This window comes from Pseudomonas sp. MH9.3 (genome assembly GCF_034354675.1).
Classification (GTDB): Bacteria; Pseudomonadota; Gammaproteobacteria; order Pseudomonadales; family Pseudomonadaceae; genus Aquipseudomonas.
The window spans coordinates 984,685-1,000,184 of record NZ_CP133785.1; the positions used below are offsets into that span (position 1 = coordinate 984,685).

A 15,500-nucleotide genomic window follows, 5' to 3' on the forward strand; every position below is an offset into this window, starting at 1 on the left:
CGATCGTTACCATGCGATACAATCGAATCAGGCTCCACGGCTACAACAACTACCTGTCGCCAATAGCCATGGAGCAAAAAGCGGCATAAACACCGTAATCGGTGTCCGGGATTACTTGACCAGTTCAATCGGATGAAAAATACGCATCGCTCAGAATGGGCAGGCGCTGATGTTCGAAGACGACCCTGCGCACCAAATATTGCTGGAGGTGTGATCGACGGCGGGAGCGTAGTTTGAGCATCTAGTCGAACGTGCCTTGGTTGCGCCAATCACGAAAGCCTTGATAGACCGTTGACCAAGTGCCAAAACGCTCAGGCATGTCACGCCAGGCCGCACTGGAAGAGAGATCCCGGAGGATGCCATTGAGAATGAGCCGATCTTCGGCTATGGGGCGTCCGCAATGGCGGGGCGCGATAAAAAAGTCGGGGATCAACGCTCAGGATTCGACTGCAATTTCGTAGCGTTTGGCCATCAGGGAAGCTTCCCCAGCCGAGGTGAGAACTCTATCGCATTCAGCCATTTAGGCCTGCCGAAATAGTTTCGCCTAATTTCGTACAGAGCCTAATCAAGCTGCCTAGGACATCCCCCTTACGACAGCCTTTTTGACTTTGTGCGCATGCAGTCCGGGCTAGCCCGCCACTCGGCGCAAAGGACGACCCCGTACGACACAGTTCATCAGATTCAAATCCCAAACTATGTGCTCGTAGGCAAAATGGCATAATATGCCAATGATCGATAGAAACTGTTTGCCGAAAGCTGGAGCTTATTATGGCGACGCGAAACGTTGTGCTCACCCCTCACCAGGAACAGGTTATCCATGACCTTCTTCAGTCTGGCCGCTATCAGAATGCCAGCGAAGTGATGCGGGAAGGTTTGCGGCTATTGGAACAGCGTGTCGCCGAAGACACTGCCAAAATTGAGGCCCTGCGTCAGGCCACCTCGATCGGCATCATGGACCTTGAGCGCGGGCGCTTTACTGAGCTCAACGAAGGGGATCTGGCGCACTACCTCGAGGGATTGAGCCTGGAGGCAACGATCCCGACGAAAGAGAAACACTGAGCATGTCGCAGTATCGGATTTCCAATGCGGCGCGCGCCGACATTGTCGACATCCTCAGACTCTCCCAGACGCAGTTTGGTGATCAAGCACGGCAACGGTATCAAGCGCTGATCCTAGCAGCGCTGCAGGCGATTGCTGGCACGCCTTATCGCATTGGCAGCCACGAGCGCGATGAGCTTGCACCAGGCCTTCGCAGCTATCACCTCGTCTATTCACGCCAGCAAGCTAAACACCCTCATGGGACGGTCAAAAGCCCACGCCACGTCGTATTTTATCGTGTGGCAAATGACGAGGTGATCGAGGTCGTCCGACTCCTTCATGACGCCATGGACGTGCAGTTGCACTTGCCTAATGACTGATCAGCGACCTGCCCAACGGCTTAACTGGCCATCAACAGCGAAGTTAAGGCGCCGCCTCCACATTGCAATCCGAGCGCCCTCGCTGACGGCCGACTCGGCTGTCAATTGAAGTGGTGGGTTCTGGGTCTGACCGGACTATCAGCTTGGATATCGACTCATTACCTATTTCCTCTTCCGCACGGCCAAGTACTGGAGCCCGCCGGAGATCGCCATTCGCGATCACTGGCCTAGTCGGTACAAATGGGGGCAAAACTGGGGGCATAATTCAATTTTTTCAGGCTATAACTGCCGTCCTAGAGCCCTGTCAAAATGTTTTTTGGGGATCCTGACAGCCTGTAATGGAATTCCATTAAATCCCATAAACCCTTTTTATAACAAAAAGTTACTGGTCACTTAAGTCCATCGCAGTCTGTCTAAATCCAATGGATTCCACGACCCATGGGGGCAAATTTCGGTTCCTTGAAAAGGATGCCCCCACCGATGCCCCAGATAATGCAGTTGTTTTCAAACGAAAACTCAGCGATGCCCTGAATAGCCCCGCATACAAACGGCCCTCATCATCTCAGCAGCCCACCACTGATTGTTGGCGCATCATGCGGCCGGGGATGCGGTTAGCTCTTTATTAAATAAATATTCATAAATGGCTGAAGGCCACAAATCACGGGGCTCCTGTGGCCTCCCTCATTAGCTTGCGAGCTAACTTTTGTCACGTTAACTATCAAGTTACCTGACTCAGCGCCGATTCACGGGCATTCCGAAAAATCAAAGGCACACCCGTAATGAGCGCAAAGTGGTTGGACAACTTGAAAGTCGGCAAGAAGCTCGGACTGGGCTTCGGCGCCATTTTGCTGGGCGTGCTGGCCGTCGCCGCAATCGGTTACTCCAGCACCAACCTGCTGATCGAGCGACTTGGCAAGAGTGGCAAGGTCTCCGAGATCAAGGCTGATGTCCTGAACGCCCGCATCGCCGCACAAGGCTACGCCACTGCACCGAGTGCTGCGGGCGTGCAAGCCTACAGCGGTGCGCTGGATACGCTGAGCCGCAGTGTCGATGAGGGCATTGGTCTGCTCGCCGCGCCGAGTAATCTGGCTAAGCTGCGCTCCATCAAGGAGCAAGTCGGCGGCCTGAAGCAGACGTTCGATCAATTGGTCAGCATCAATCATAAAGTCGATGATGCCTTGAAACCCTTGATCAAGGTCTCGGACGACGTCAGTGCCACTTTCGAAAACCTGCTGGAAAAGACCATTGACGACACAGTGCGTGCTCCGGATGAAACCGGCATAAAACAAGTCAAAATCGCTGGTGACTTGCGTAACGGAATGACCAACTTCCGGCTGGTGTTTCGCCGCTATCTGAGTGTCCCGTCAACCGATAACCGTCAAGCGACCTACAATTCGGCCGACGCGCTGATCGCGCAGGTATCGGCTGCTCGCAGCGAATTGCCAAACCAGGCGAACGCCGCTGTAGACACCGCGCTGAATGCGCTTAAACAGTACAAGGTGCTGATGTCGTCGATCTCGGAAATGCTTCAGCAGGCCGATCAGGTTCGCGGCAATCTGCAACAGCAATCCGTCGCAATAGCTGTTGTGGCCGATGATGTAGCAGCACAGCAAATTATCAGCGCCCAAAAAGAAAAGAACAGCGCTGTCGTTCAGTTGTTGAGTGTCGCGCTGGTGGTCTTGCTGATTGGTATCGTTGCTGCGCTCCTTATCACCCGCCAGATAACCTTTCCGTTGAACGATACGGTCATTGCCGCGCGCCGTATTGCTGATGGTGACCTGACCCGGGACACCAGCACGACCCGTCAGGACGAGCTGGGCTTGTTACAGAACACCATGCAGCACATGACCGTTTCCCTGCGCGGCCTGATCGGGGGCATCGGCAACGGTGTCACGCAGATCGCTACAGCGGCCGAGCAGTTGTCTGCTGTCAGCGCGCAGACAAGTACAGGCGTCACCCTGCAAAAAAACGAAGTTGACCAGGTCGCCACCGCCATGAATGAAATGGCCTCGGCCGTACAGGAAGTAGCGCGGAACACCGAAGACGCTTCGCGGGCCGCCAAACAGGCAAGCGAACGTTCTGCGCACGGCAGTAATGTGGTGCAACATGCAGCAAGCGAAATTGGCCAACTGGCCGATGAAGTGAAGCATCTGGGCGAAGCCATGCAGCGCCTAACCGAAGACAGCAGCAAGATCGGCAACGTCATCGACGTGATCAAGGCTGTCGCCGAGCAGACCAACCTGCTCGCGCTCAACGCCGCCATCGAGGCCGCACGCGCCGGTGAGCAAGGTCGTGGTTTTGCTGTAGTGGCCGATGAAGTGCGCTCGCTGGCCCAACGTACCCAGAACTCCACAAGTGAAATCGAACTGCTGATCAACACTCTACAACAGCGCACGAGCGCAGCATCAGGTCTGATGGACGCAAGCCTGCAACGTACCGAGGGCACCGTAGTTCTGGCTCGTCAGGCTGAACAGGCATTGATTGATATCAATCAGTCCATCGGCACGATTGAACAGATGAGCCAGCAGATTTCCGCCGCTGCCGAACAACAGAGCGCAGTGACCGATGAAATCAACCGAAGCGTGCTCAGCGTGCGTGACATTGCTGAGCAGTCTGCATCCGCAACCGAGCAGAGCGTCGCATCGACTGCAGAACTGGCGCGCCTGGGCAGTGATTTGCAGAGCTTGGTTGCGCGTTTCAAAATTTAGGTATCCAGAGTCAGACGCCTCGTGAAGCGCTCACCTGGCGATCTGCCGCTTCTGCGCGCGCATGAACATCCATCTGCCGGAACGCTTGCCCTTGCATCACTTAACACTGGCATACACCGTCGGGCCTTTTGAGCCACCTCCCTTCCAACTATTTATTGCGAGTCGTTAGGTGCTTGATTTTTTATCAGGCGGATCTCTGGGAACCCGTGCACCATCAGCGCCCGGGGCGCCGTCGGCACCTGGTGTCCCGCCAGGGCCAGCCGCACCACCCTTGCCGCCAGAGCCTCCCTTGCCGGGTTGAGACCCGCTGCCTCCAGCACCACCGGCTCCGCCCGCCCCGCCCTGGCCGCTGTTACTTCCTCCAGCGCCACCATTACCGCCCGATCCACCATTGCCCGCTAGTTGCAGTAGCGGTGGTGAACCGGTGATTACGTGAGTATTGAACTCTTGGGCAATAGGGGCTTTGCTTTGAGAAGCATAAACTGATGAGCACGCTGCGAACGCTACGTTTATAGCAATTACGCCGGTTACAATTTTCATTGTTGCTCTCCTATTAGACGGGCCAAAACACTGCCTGGATAAGTTAATGTCGCAACGCCACTCTTGGCATTATTGCAACAGGGGCTAGGTGGCCCGTATTTCAAGCTAGCGAAGAAATATTTTGTTGCAATGGTAAATACTGTCTGTTCGCTGAACATAAATCTATTCGTGGGCTCGAAGCTCTGATCCTTAACAGAGTCGACTACGGTTACCACTGCGGACCTTTGGCAAGGCATTGATGAGCCATGCGCTTGGTGTATCTGGCACTTTCTCAGCGGTTGTATGTCAATCATGTATCAACGCCACGTTAGTACGTCATCATGCATTGCTGGAAAAAAATTTCGCTGACTGAGGACCTGGAACGGAGCCTGCCAGGTCACCAGGTAGATTGCATTCTGATCAATGGATGGACGGCTACCGTCTTCGTCAGGCAACCCGAGTACGGCTCAATGTTTTGCACAACCGGCATAGACCTGGCCAAGCTTGCAAACAGCGCGAGCGTTCATCAGCTTGCCGAAGAGCTTGTGTTTGAGATCGATATGTACAAGGGAGGGAAAGCTGGATAGCTCTCCCTTTAAAGTCCTACCTGCCCCCCGAAATCCGCCTCCGACCGCCCTCCTTGGGGAGAGCTTTCTTCGACTGCTATTCGTCTGGAACGGATGCGCCTGGCTGGTCTACACCCAATGAATTCGCGACCATACGCTAGCGAGTATTCCGCCCCCTGCATGCCGAAAAGAATCTAAAAGAACCAGCCCGACCAATTCCTGAATATATAAATTGCCAGAAAAATAATCCAAGAAATCGCCAGAACCACAGTGGCTGCACCCCATCGAAGACCCATACCAAATCCTATTTTTGACTCTTCTTCACTATAAACTCAGCGAGAGCAAGCAAGACGAAAAACAACTTCACGCGGGTACAGAGAGGCCTTAAACCCGCACTGTAAGTGCCTTTATTTTCGGCGAGACAAGTCCAAACTAAATCATGCCACGGACAAATGTTCATAGAGGATAGTAGAGCCAACTAGCATCAACACCAACCCACCGATTATTTCAGCGCGCTTACCAACCATTGTTCCAAGTACACGACCCAGCATCACGCCTGTGGTCACCATTACCGTGGTGGCAATGCCAATTGCCGACGCAGCAACCAGAATATTCACGTTGACGAAGGCAAGCCCGAATCCACGGCTAACGCGTGTTGGCCAGGTACAGCGCTTCTTCCACGGCGGTGTTGCCACCACCGACCACGGCGACCGGCTTGTTGCGATAGAAGAAACCGTCGCAGGTCGCGCAGGCGGACACGCCTTTGCCCATGAACGTTTCTTCCGATGGCAGGCCCAGGTAGGGAGCGCTGGCGCCGGTAGTGTCATTCTTCGTCCAAGTTCTGCGCCAGAAAAACCGCCAGTTCAAGCGGACTTCGGCTATCGCCTACAAGTCATTCATTTCAATTCAGCCTAACCAACATAACGTCTGTTCAGCCGAGCCAATGCGCTCATCAGCCAACGTTATCCATTAGCCGGGCCTGATCGTTCGGGTTCGCAACGTTGGTAATAATTACTACACAATAAGTGTACTAATATGCCCTCCCAGCGGACATAGGGCTTCGCAGGATGCGTCAGGTTGCGCAGTAGACGCGATTGCTTGCCCTGCAGAACCGAGCAACGCCCGCAAACACCGCCCAAGGCAAACGCGTTGGTACTCCTATTTTCTGAGGAAGGCTGTCGATGAGGACAAAATACAATTCCTGCAAGCCAGTTCGCTTGCAGGTAGGCGTCAAACATTGGGTGCCCTTTTGTGCGCTTGGTCTTGTCAGTGCGATGGCTCAGGCGGCAGATACTCCTGACGCCTCCGCCTCGACAGCAACCACCACCCTGGGCACCGTGTCAGTGATTGGCCAGGGAGAAACGCGCCAGGTTCAGCGTGTCGATGAAACAACCGTTAAACGTTACTCCGCAGGCACCAACCCGCTGAAGACCTTGCAGAGCATGTCTGGCGTAAACTTCCAGTCCGGTGATCCTCTGGGCCGTGAAGAGGGCAGCCAGCGCATCAGCTTGCGCGGGTTTGATATGCATCACTTGGGCTACACGCTGGATGGGGTAACGCTGGGGAATATGAGCTTCGGCAACTTCAACGGGCTGAGCATCACGCGCGCCGTAATCCCGGAAAACGTGGGTTCGACCGTTGTCGCCGCAGGCATTGGTTCGTTGGGAACCGCCTCCAACAGCGATCTGGGCGGTACCATCCAGTTCACCACCTCCGACCCGGATAAAGAGTTCGGTGGCCGGTTGTCGCAGACCATGGGCAGCTACGACACCAGCCGCACCTACATGCGTGTCGACACCGGGGAGTACAACGGCCTGTCGGCGTATGTCTCGGGTGAGAAGTACGACGCCAACGCCTGGAAGGGCAATGACAACCCGCAGAAATCAGACGCGATCAACGCCAAGGTTCTGTATAAATTCGGCGACAACCGCATCAGCTTCTTCCACAGCAAGTCGGACCATGAAGAAGCCAACCTGATGTCGCTGTCCAAAAGCATGATCGACCGACTGGGCTACAACTACACCTATTACACGCCCGATTGGACCCGTGCGGTGAATGCCGCTAACGGTATCTTCAGTGGTGGCGTCAAAAGCGCCGCAGAGGGTGTCTACAACGCCAGCAGCTTACGCTATGACGAACTCGATATCCTGAAGGGCAATTTCAGCCTCTCGGATAACCTGGTGCTGGATACCACCGTTTACCATCACCATAACTCTGGGTTTGGTAACTCGTATTATCCGTTCACCTACAATACCGGCACCTCAGTAATCCCCGCGAACGCATTGCGCAGTACCCAATACGGCATTGATCGAAACGGCTTTCAGACCTCCCTCACCGCGTTCCTGGGCCAGCATGAGGTCGAGGGTGGATTCTGGATCCAGTCCAACAAGAACAATGTCGGTCGCTATCTCTACGACACCACCGGACACGAGCCCCAGAACCATATCGTCACGACCAATGGTTATGGATTATCGGCTACCATATTCGATCAGTCTTACAACGACCTGACGCGTCAGTTCTACTTGCGCGATACGTACACGCTGCTGGACGACCGTTTAAAACTTGAATTCGGTGCCAAAAGCACGGTGACGACCACGACTGCTGAAGGAAAAGTCGGATACGCAAGCGGGTCACTGGAAGCCAGCGATCACTTCCTTCCTCAGTTTGGTGCGACCTACAAGCTTAATGACGAAGATGAGGTGTTCGCCTCTTATTCGCAGAATATGGCTGCCTTCCCTTCCGGGGCCTACAGCCCATTCAGCAATACTCAGGCAGCGGTCGACGCACTCAACGGCTTCAAAGGCCTCAAGCCGGAAACCTCCACGACGATTGAAGCCGGTGTTAGGCGCACGTCCAAGCACTACATTGCTTCGGCCACCGTCTATAACACCCAGTTCGACAATCGCCTGATCGCTATCGCCAACTGCACCGGGATCTTCATCTGCGCCAATGGCGTGGCCAACGTAGGCTCGGTGACCAGCCGAGGTGCTGAGTTCGCCTTTGCTTTGATGCCTGATGAACATTGGCGTTGGTCCAACTCGCTTTCGTATAACCACAGCACCTACGATGACAACTACACCAGCAATGCGCAGACGGTGAACGTCAAAGGCAAAACGGTCGTCGATACCCCCAGGATCATGTACTCAAGCGGCCTGGACTGGAACTGGAACCACTGGAGCGCGGGCCTGCAAGGTACTTACATGACCAAACGTTACTTTACCTACACCAATGACCAGAGCGTGCCCGGTTACTGGTTGGCCAACGCGAACATGGCGTATGACCTGGGTGCATTCGCGGGCCTGAAGGACACGTCCGTTGCCTTGAACATGGTCAACTTGTTCGATAAACGCTACATCTCTACGCTGAATACCGATGGCAGTGCGGCCTCCGACCCGAATGGTGACCTGCAACTGTTGCAGGTGGGAACGCCGCGCAGCGCTTTCGTTACGCTCTCAACGCGTTTCTGATTCAGCAAGACGTTTGATGAAGCATGGCTTCACATAAATAACAGTGCAAAAAAGACCCCGTCGCCTTCAAGCGCCGGGGTCTTTTTTTGGTTGGTCAGTCCAGAATCACCACAGCCTTCACCGCCTGGAGCAATCAGCGGCCAAGCACCAGCGTATGCCTGGCTGGCTACAGGAAGAAACGCTCTTTCAGAGGGATCAATGCAGCACCAATGGCGGCGGCATCGCCGTTGCTTTCGGTGAGTAACAACTTGGGCCTGGGGGCGGGCGTTCCATAGCGCGGTGAGCCCCAGAAACTGACATTGTCGATCAGTCGACGCCCGAGTTCGGCAGGCACCTGCCCACCGAATACGATGGCCTGCGGATCGAACAATCCGGTGAGGGTATTGATCAAGCGATCCAGGCCCGGCCGGACATGCTCGACCCACTCTTCGACACCCGGCCAGTTGGCGTCGAACCGATTGCGCAGGTCTTCGATGGAATCAATCTGGATATCCTGCTTGTGCAACGCATCGATCAAGTAGCGCAGCGCCGGGCGGCGCTCGACTTCATCGTGGGTGTACAGCATGATTTCACCAGCATTGCCATGGCTGCCGAAGTACGGCTTGCCGTCAATGACGATGCCGGTACCGAAGCCATAGTTGAACGACAGGTAAATGAAGTTGCTCGCCCAGGCGCCGACGCCGATGAGACTTTCACCGATGGCCCCGGTGGTGGCGTTGTTCTTCAACCAGACCGGCATATCGAGGGCCTGCTCCAGGAGCGGACGCAAGTCGATCAGCGACCAGTCCTGAAGGGGTTCCGGTGCGTTCACTCGCCCTTCGTCGACAAAGTAGCCGGCAATCGCCACCCCGACACCCAGCAGATGATCGCGGCTCAGCGCGTTGCGCTGGAGCATGCGATCAATGACTTTGCTCAGCGCATCCAGGGTCGAATTCAAGCTCAGCGGCGGGGTACGCAGCGTGACCTCTTCGAGGACATTGCACGCAAAATCGGCGATGCAGACGACCGCCGAATCAGTATTAATGGAGATGCCCAGTACATAAACCGCCTCGTTGGCGAGTTCCAGGCGCAAGCTGGGCTGACCGCGGCCGTTTTTGATGGCCTGACCCGTGCGGATGAAGCCCCGGCTGATCAGGTCTTCGATGATCCGGTGCACGGATTGTTGCGCCAGATCCATTTCCGCCGACACGGCGGCTCGGGTGATTCCTCCACTGCGCCGCAAGATATCGAGAATTTTGCGCTCGTTCAGACTGGGGTGGTAATCGCGCTTCAGGCGTTGTTCTGCGTCCATGAGTCAACTATGCAATAAGTAGATTTTCCGGTAGCAGAGCAGTCTAAAGCCTCTTCTGGCCGATGGGGTTGAATTCATAAAATTTTAACGTTACACCCTCGGGACGAGCGCAGAGGCGCCATTGCCTTGGGGGCGGGCCAGGGCAGGCATCCGCGCAGTGCATTTTGCGGCGTTGACGCTTTTATCCACAGCACTGCCAATCAGCACACACCGATCGAGCGGCAGTTCGAGCGATTGCGCCGCCGCCTCATATAAGGTCATTTCCGGCTTGCCGATAATGCGCGGGTTCCAGTCTTCAGGGGCCATGCACGCTTGCAGCGTAGACAGAAAGGCACCGATATCCAGGACTCGATTGCCATACCTGGTCGAATGAAGTGTCTCGGCGCTCGCCGCTACCAAACGGGCACCTTCGAGGAGTGAATCCAGCGCCGTATTGAGCTTGGTATAGGTGATGCGTACGTCGCTCAGCAAGATAACGAGGTCGGCATCCTTGCGAACCAGCTGCAAACCAATCGAGCGCGCGTAGCTTTTCATCCGATTGGAGCCCACGACCAGCACATCACCCACTTCCATCGCCAAGGCATCATGCAGAGAATGGGTGCCTGCCAGGATGATGCGGTGAGTCGGCAGCCTGACCCCCTCTGCCGCCAGTACGGCGGCAATTTCATGAGGGAACAGCGTCGAGTTGTTGGACACGAGCGAAACGCTGGACGCTACAGTTTGAAGGAATCTGATGACCGCAGCCTTGGGTTTTCCGTTGTTCGCCAAGCATCGGTCCCAGTCCAGGACAATGCCTTCGCAGGGAGACGCGCACTCTGCCGGATGCGGTGGGGCAGCCCAACGGTTTTCAGCGTGTTGGTACAAAGCCGCTTCGATCGTCTTGGCAAACGATCTGATGGTGGGGATAGCGTTCATGGCGTGTTTATTCTGATAGCTATGTCAGATAGGCTGACAAGACAGGGTGAGCTAGATCACAGAGCTCTTGGGTGCCCGCAACGATAGTGAGTCCGGCTGGCACGGCCAGGCCCTGGGTAGAAATCGCCAGGCCCGCTTCGCTGCACAGCAAACGGCCGGCAGCGACATCCCACAGGCTGGTGTAGCGCTCCACGTAGCCGCTTGTGCAACCCAGCGCCGCGAACCCCAGGCCGATGGTCGCGCATCGGTAACCCGCCACGCCCCAGCCGGCCTGGCGGAACTGCAACTCCAGCGCGCCGATGTGTTCTGGACGCCAGTGCAGGTTTTCGCCGATCGCCGCCACTTTCAGCCCCGCCCACTGAGCAAGTCTCGTAGCATGTATGCCGTTCTTTCTCAGCCCGTAACCTTTGCCGGCGCTCAGCGTGTAACCCAAAGCGGGATAAACCACTACGCCCACCAGCGACTCGTCGCCCTCCACATAGGCAATGGAAATGCCCCACAAAGGCGAGCCGCTGACGAAGTTGGCGGTGCCGTCGATCGGGTCGATCACCCAGCCGCGCCCGTGCAGAACACCGCCCATCTCTTCGCCCAGGATCGCTTCACCAGGAAATTCGAGTGCGAGTTGGGCGCGCAGATACTGCTCCACTTCCAGGTCGGCCGCTGAGACCAGATCTTGCGGACGCTTGACGGTGACCGCCAGCGAAGAGAGGTTCTGGAAGTGGCCCAGCGCAATCTTCGCAGCCCTGGCAGCCAGGCGTTCAGTCTCGTGCAACCGATGCTCCAGCTCCATCACATACCCGCCTGACGGGCGTTGATATCGAGCAAGTTGGGGTAATCGGTGATCACTGACTGCGCGCCCCGGCTTAACAGATAGCGTGCGCGATGTGGGTCATTGACCGTCGCCACTGCAAACTCGACCGCGCTGTCGCGCAGGCGGCTCAGATGGCATTCATTCAGAAAGGGGTCGACCACATGCAGAATCTGGCAGTCATATTCCGCCAGCAGCTTGGCCGGTTCGGCCGGTGCGACCAGGCTGGCCAGGCACAGCGGAACCTCTTCCCACAGCGCTCGCGCCTTGCCGAGCGCACGGGTCGAAAAGCTCGAGACGAACAGCTTGTGATGGTCTCGCGGCCACTTCTGACGCAGTAAAGGGATGGCCGCTTCGGCGGTCTCCAGGTCATCACCGGTGGTCGGCTTGAGCTCGACCTGCAGGCCCAGCCCCAGACGAATGACGGTGTCGACCACTTCTTCAAAGGTGGGCACGGCAACGCCCGCGTAGGTGCTGGAGAACCATCGGCCAGCATCCAGCGATCGAATATGTTCGAGTGTGTTGAGGACCACCGCGCCCTGCCCGGAGGTGGTGCGATCCAGGGTGTCGTCATGGATCACCACCAGGGCGCCATCACGGGTGAGCTTGACATCGATCTCGACCCACTGCGCGCCCATCCGCGCCGCGAGTTCGATGGCCTCCAGCGTATTTTCCGGTGCGAAGGCACTCGCGCCACGATGCGCAATCAAATTGCTTTGAACGACGCGTGATTTAGCTTTCATAGCGAAACGTTATCCTGAACTAGGGATGAAGAGATGCGTTGCCCGGAGGCCCCATCGAACAGCAAGGCCTCGTCGGCTGGGAACCACAGGTTGAGGGTCGAGCCGACGGAGCACGGCTGCGAGTCGGATTGACTGACCAGTACCGGCTGCCCCGCAACCCGGCAATGAATGACACGATGGCTACCCAACTCCTCGACGGCGTGAACGGTGGCACTCACGCCGGGGCTGGCGACTTTCAGGTTCTCGGCACGAATGCCCAGGAACAACGGGCCAGACGTCGCCATGGCGGCCTGTACCTTGAACGGCAGCACTTGGCCGTCGCCCAGGGTCAACACGCCTTCAGGGCTGCACATCACCTCGATAAGGTTCATCGGCGTCGAGCCAAAAAAACGCGCAACAACGATAGAGTGCGGACGTTTGTACAGCGCATGGGGCGTGTCGATCTGTTCGACACGGCCCTTGTTGAGCACAACGACCCGATCAGCCAGGGTCATTGCTTCGGTCTGGTCATGCGTCACGTAGAGCACGGTGGCGCCGGTGTCCTGATGGATGCGTCGCAACTCTGTGCGCATCTCCTGGCGAAGGCCGCTGTCGAGGTTGCACAGCGGTTCATCGAAGAGCAGCACCGGAGGCTTGCGCACCAGCGCTCGACCAATGGCTACGCGCTGACGCTGGCCACCGGACAACTGCCCGGGCTTTCTTCCCAGCAAGGCGTGCAGCCCCAGTGTGCTGGCGATCGCCTGGACCCGCGCTGAGCGCTCTTCCCGGCCGATCCCGGCGAGTTTGAGCCCATAGCCGATGTTGTCTTCGACGGTCATGTGCGGATACAGCGCGTAGTTTTGAAAGACCATGGCGCAATGGCGCTCGCTGGGCGGGCGCCGTGTAACGTCGACACCGCCGATATGGATGCTGCCCGCATCGGGGCTGTCCAGGCCAGCGACCAGACGCAACAATGTTGACTTGCCGCACCCCGATGGGCCGAGGATGACGCTGAACTCCCCGGCGGGAAATTCCACGTCCAGCGCATCGATGATGGCCGGGCCGTGCTTGGTGTAACGCCTGGACAGCCCACTGACACGAATGTTTGGCGCTGCGTTGTCGCATGTGGACCGAGTCATTTACCTACCCCTACAAGCCCCTTCACGAACCAGCGCTGCATCACAGCGATGACCACAATGGGTGGAATCAGACTGAGCAAAGTGGCGGCCATCAGCAGCGACCACTGCGGAAGTTGAGTGGCATCAGCGGGCGCAAAGTTGGCGGCCCCCAGTACCAGCGTGCGCATGTTGGTGCGATTGGTGGCCACCAAGGGCCACAGGTAGTCCTTCCACGCCGAAATGAACACCAGGGTGCCCAATGCCGCGAAATTGGTTTTCGACAGCGGCAGCAGAATGTCGACGAAAAATCGCCAGGGGCTGGCGCCATCCATGCGTGCGGCCTCTACCAGATCGGACGGCAGCGTCTGATAGAACTGCCGGAACAAAAAGGTGCCTGTCGCCGACGCGATCAGTGGCAGAGCGAGCCCGGGATAGGTGTCCAGCACGTTGATATGCGGCACAGGGATCGCCCCTATGCCCAGCAGGTCGAGCAGCGAGCGCAGTGGCCCCAGGAGGTCGCCCGCCACTGCGTAGGTCGGGATAATCCTGATCTCCAGCGGTAACAGCAGTGTGCCGAGGACCGCGACAAAGATCAGCGATTTGAACGGCGTCCGGAAATACACCACTGCAAATGCGGTCAGTGCCGAGAGCGCCAATTTGCCGATCACCACCAGGCCCGTCACGATCAGGCTGTTGCCCATCAACGTGACCACATCGAGCTTGTGCAGGACCTCGCCAACGTTGACGAACAGTTGGTTGCCTGGCAGCCAAGGCATTCCGTGGGCAAGAATCTGTTCGTTGCTGACCGACGCTGCGCAAAGCGCCAGATACAACGGACCGAGCGCAAACAGCGCGCCCAGAAGCAGAAGGACGTAGGCCAGCGCCGTCGAGAGCGGGTGACGTTCAACCATGGTGTTCTCTCCGGCGATTGCGCCAAGACAGGTATCGATACTGAGTGACACTGAGCACGACGACCACCACCAGCATGAGCACCGACAGGGTCGACGAACCGGCCAGATCGATGCCGACAAAACCATCCTGATAGATCTTGAACGCCAGGATTTCAGTGGCATTGCCTGGCCCGCCGTGCGTCAGCCGGTCGACCAGGCCAAAGCTGTTGGACAGGCTGTCCAGCAACCCGACCACGAACACGAAAAACAGATAGGGCGCGACCATCGGCAATTGGATGTCACGCAACCGCTGCCATGGCGTCGCGCCATCAAGTGCCGCCGCCGCCAGGCAATCCTCTGGCACTGACTGCAGGCTCGCGACGATCATTACGATGTTGAAGGGCAACTGGCACCAGGCGTAGGCAAACACCAATAGCGTCATCGCCTGCCATCCTTTGGCAGACGGCGCCCAGGCTTCGGGGACCAGGTGATTGATCCACGCCAGCGGGCCGAAGATCGGATTGGCCAGCACTTGGAAGATAATTCCAAGGGTCGCCCCCGAGACCGCATAAGGCCAGATCAGCACATTGCCGAAAATCTTGTACCCGCGAACTTTCAGTTGCAGGCAGGCCGCCAGCGCCAGCGCCAGGCTCAATGCAAGCAGCGTGCTGCACAGGCTGAAGACCAGGGTTGTGCCCAGCGATGAGAGTACGCTTGGGTCGTGAAGGACCCTGACGTAGTTGGCGAGCCCCGCAAAGATTTCGCTGCCGCCAAACGGCTGCACGTAATGAAACGACCACCAGAACGCCTGCACGGTCGGCCAATAGAAGAACAGCAGAACCGCCAGCAATTGGGGCAATGCGAGGAACAAGGGCAAGAAGCGCTGGGAGAACTTCCGTCTCGCGGGGGCCGTAGGTGTTCTCGAACACCCGCAGCAATGAGTCGCCCTTCCCCGCCGCTTGGTGCAACGCAACGTCCATGGGTTTCTGCCCGGCGAGTGCGCGCCATACCGCCTGTTGCCAGGCGAGCCGCAGCAAGGTGGTAAACCCCGGACGTACCTCAAACGCCGTTGTTCGGT

Annotated in this window: 11 protein-coding genes and 4 pseudogenes; 5 read left to right on the top strand and 10 right to left on the bottom strand. The window is 57.2% G+C overall.

Annotated elements, in window-relative coordinates:
- Positions 1 to 244 precede the first annotated feature (244 nt).
- Positions 245 to 433, bottom strand: a pseudogene (locus RHM60_RS03865) (transposase); the annotation flags it as partial.
- A gap of 335 nt (positions 434 to 768) precedes the next feature.
- On the opposite strand from RHM60_RS03865, the gene RHM60_RS03870 reads away from it, so the two are divergent.
- The 4 genes and pseudogenes from RHM60_RS03870 to RHM60_RS25630 all read left to right on the top strand — a co-directional run bounded on the left by RHM60_RS03870 (position 769) and on the right by RHM60_RS25630 (position 4,126).
- Complete coding sequence (locus tag RHM60_RS03870) at positions 769 to 1,059, top strand: type II toxin-antitoxin system ParD family antitoxin (protein ID WP_044421422.1); 291 nt, start codon at positions 769 to 771, stop codon at positions 1,057 to 1,059.
- Positions 1,060 to 1,061: 2 nt separating this feature from the next.
- A complete protein-coding gene (locus RHM60_RS03875; protein ID WP_044421421.1) occupies positions 1,062 to 1,418 on the top strand; it encodes a type II toxin-antitoxin system RelE/ParE family toxin in 357 nt (118 codons plus the stop codon).
- Positions 1,419 to 2,197: 779 nt separating this feature from the next.
- Positions 2,198 to 3,220: pseudogene (locus RHM60_RS25625) on the top strand (methyl-accepting chemotaxis protein); the annotation flags it as partial.
- Between the two features lie 201 nt (positions 3,221 to 3,421).
- Entirely contained in the window at positions 3,422 to 4,126 is a 705-nt protein-coding gene (locus tag RHM60_RS25630) for a methyl-accepting chemotaxis protein (RefSeq protein WP_416195178.1), read from the top strand.
- 1,522 nt (positions 4,127 to 5,648) lie between these two features.
- Here RHM60_RS25630 and RHM60_RS03885 read toward each other — a convergent pair.
- Both RHM60_RS03885 and RHM60_RS03890 read right to left on the bottom strand, forming a co-directional pair.
- A pseudogene (locus RHM60_RS03885) lies at positions 5,649 to 5,852 on the bottom strand (manganese efflux pump); the annotation flags it as partial.
- Between the two features lie 13 nt (positions 5,853 to 5,865).
- Positions 5,866 to 6,030: pseudogene (locus RHM60_RS03890) on the bottom strand (FAD-dependent oxidoreductase); the annotation flags it as partial.
- A 362-nt stretch (positions 6,031 to 6,392) separates the two neighbouring features.
- On the opposite strand from RHM60_RS03890, the gene RHM60_RS03895 reads away from it, so the two are divergent.
- Positions 6,393 to 8,678 carry a TonB-dependent receptor domain-containing protein gene (locus RHM60_RS03895; protein ID WP_416195160.1) on the top strand — a complete coding sequence of 762 codons (2,286 nt, stop codon included), beginning with the start codon at positions 6,393 to 6,395 and terminating at the stop codon, positions 8,676 to 8,678.
- Positions 8,679 to 8,844: 166 nt separating this feature from the next.
- Here the strand turns inward: RHM60_RS03895 and RHM60_RS03900 are convergent, their stop codons facing one another.
- The 7 genes from RHM60_RS03900 to RHM60_RS03930 form a co-directional block, all read right to left on the bottom strand.
- Positions 8,845 to 9,969 (bottom strand): ROK family transcriptional regulator, encoded by a 1,125-nt coding sequence (locus tag RHM60_RS03900; RefSeq protein WP_209982212.1) that lies wholly within the window; start codon positions 9,967 to 9,969, stop codon positions 8,845 to 8,847.
- Positions 9,970 to 10,059: 90 nt separating this feature from the next.
- Positions 10,060 to 10,884, bottom strand: coding sequence for a hypothetical protein (locus RHM60_RS03905; RefSeq protein WP_322213691.1), 825 nt, complete (start codon positions 10,882 to 10,884; stop codon positions 10,060 to 10,062).
- Positions 10,885 to 10,903: 19 nt separating this feature from the next.
- Positions 10,904 to 11,656, bottom strand: coding sequence for an inositol monophosphatase family protein (locus RHM60_RS03910; RefSeq protein WP_322213692.1), 753 nt, complete (start codon positions 11,654 to 11,656; stop codon positions 10,904 to 10,906).
- 17 nt (positions 11,657 to 11,673) lie between these two features.
- Positions 11,674 to 12,435 (bottom strand): glycerophosphodiester phosphodiesterase family protein, encoded by a 762-nt coding sequence (locus tag RHM60_RS03915; protein WP_322213693.1) that lies wholly within the window; start codon positions 12,433 to 12,435, stop codon positions 11,674 to 11,676.
- Positions 12,432 to 13,553 carry an ABC transporter ATP-binding protein gene (locus RHM60_RS03920; protein WP_322213694.1) on the bottom strand — a complete coding sequence of 374 codons (1,122 nt, stop codon included), beginning with the start codon at positions 13,551 to 13,553 and terminating at the stop codon, positions 12,432 to 12,434. The genes RHM60_RS03915 and RHM60_RS03920 overlap by 4 nt, the downstream gene beginning before the upstream one ends.
- Positions 13,550 to 14,443, bottom strand: coding sequence for an ABC transporter permease subunit (locus RHM60_RS03925; RefSeq protein WP_231421355.1), 894 nt, complete (start codon positions 14,441 to 14,443; stop codon positions 13,550 to 13,552). Before RHM60_RS03925 ends, RHM60_RS03920 begins: the two co-directional genes overlap by 4 nt.
- Positions 14,436 to 15,299, bottom strand: a complete 864-nt coding sequence (locus RHM60_RS03930) for a sugar ABC transporter permease (RefSeq protein WP_322214574.1) — start codon at positions 15,297 to 15,299, stop codon at positions 14,436 to 14,438. Before RHM60_RS03930 ends, RHM60_RS03925 begins: the two co-directional genes overlap by 8 nt.
- Between the last annotated feature and the right edge of the window lie 201 nt (positions 15,300 to 15,500).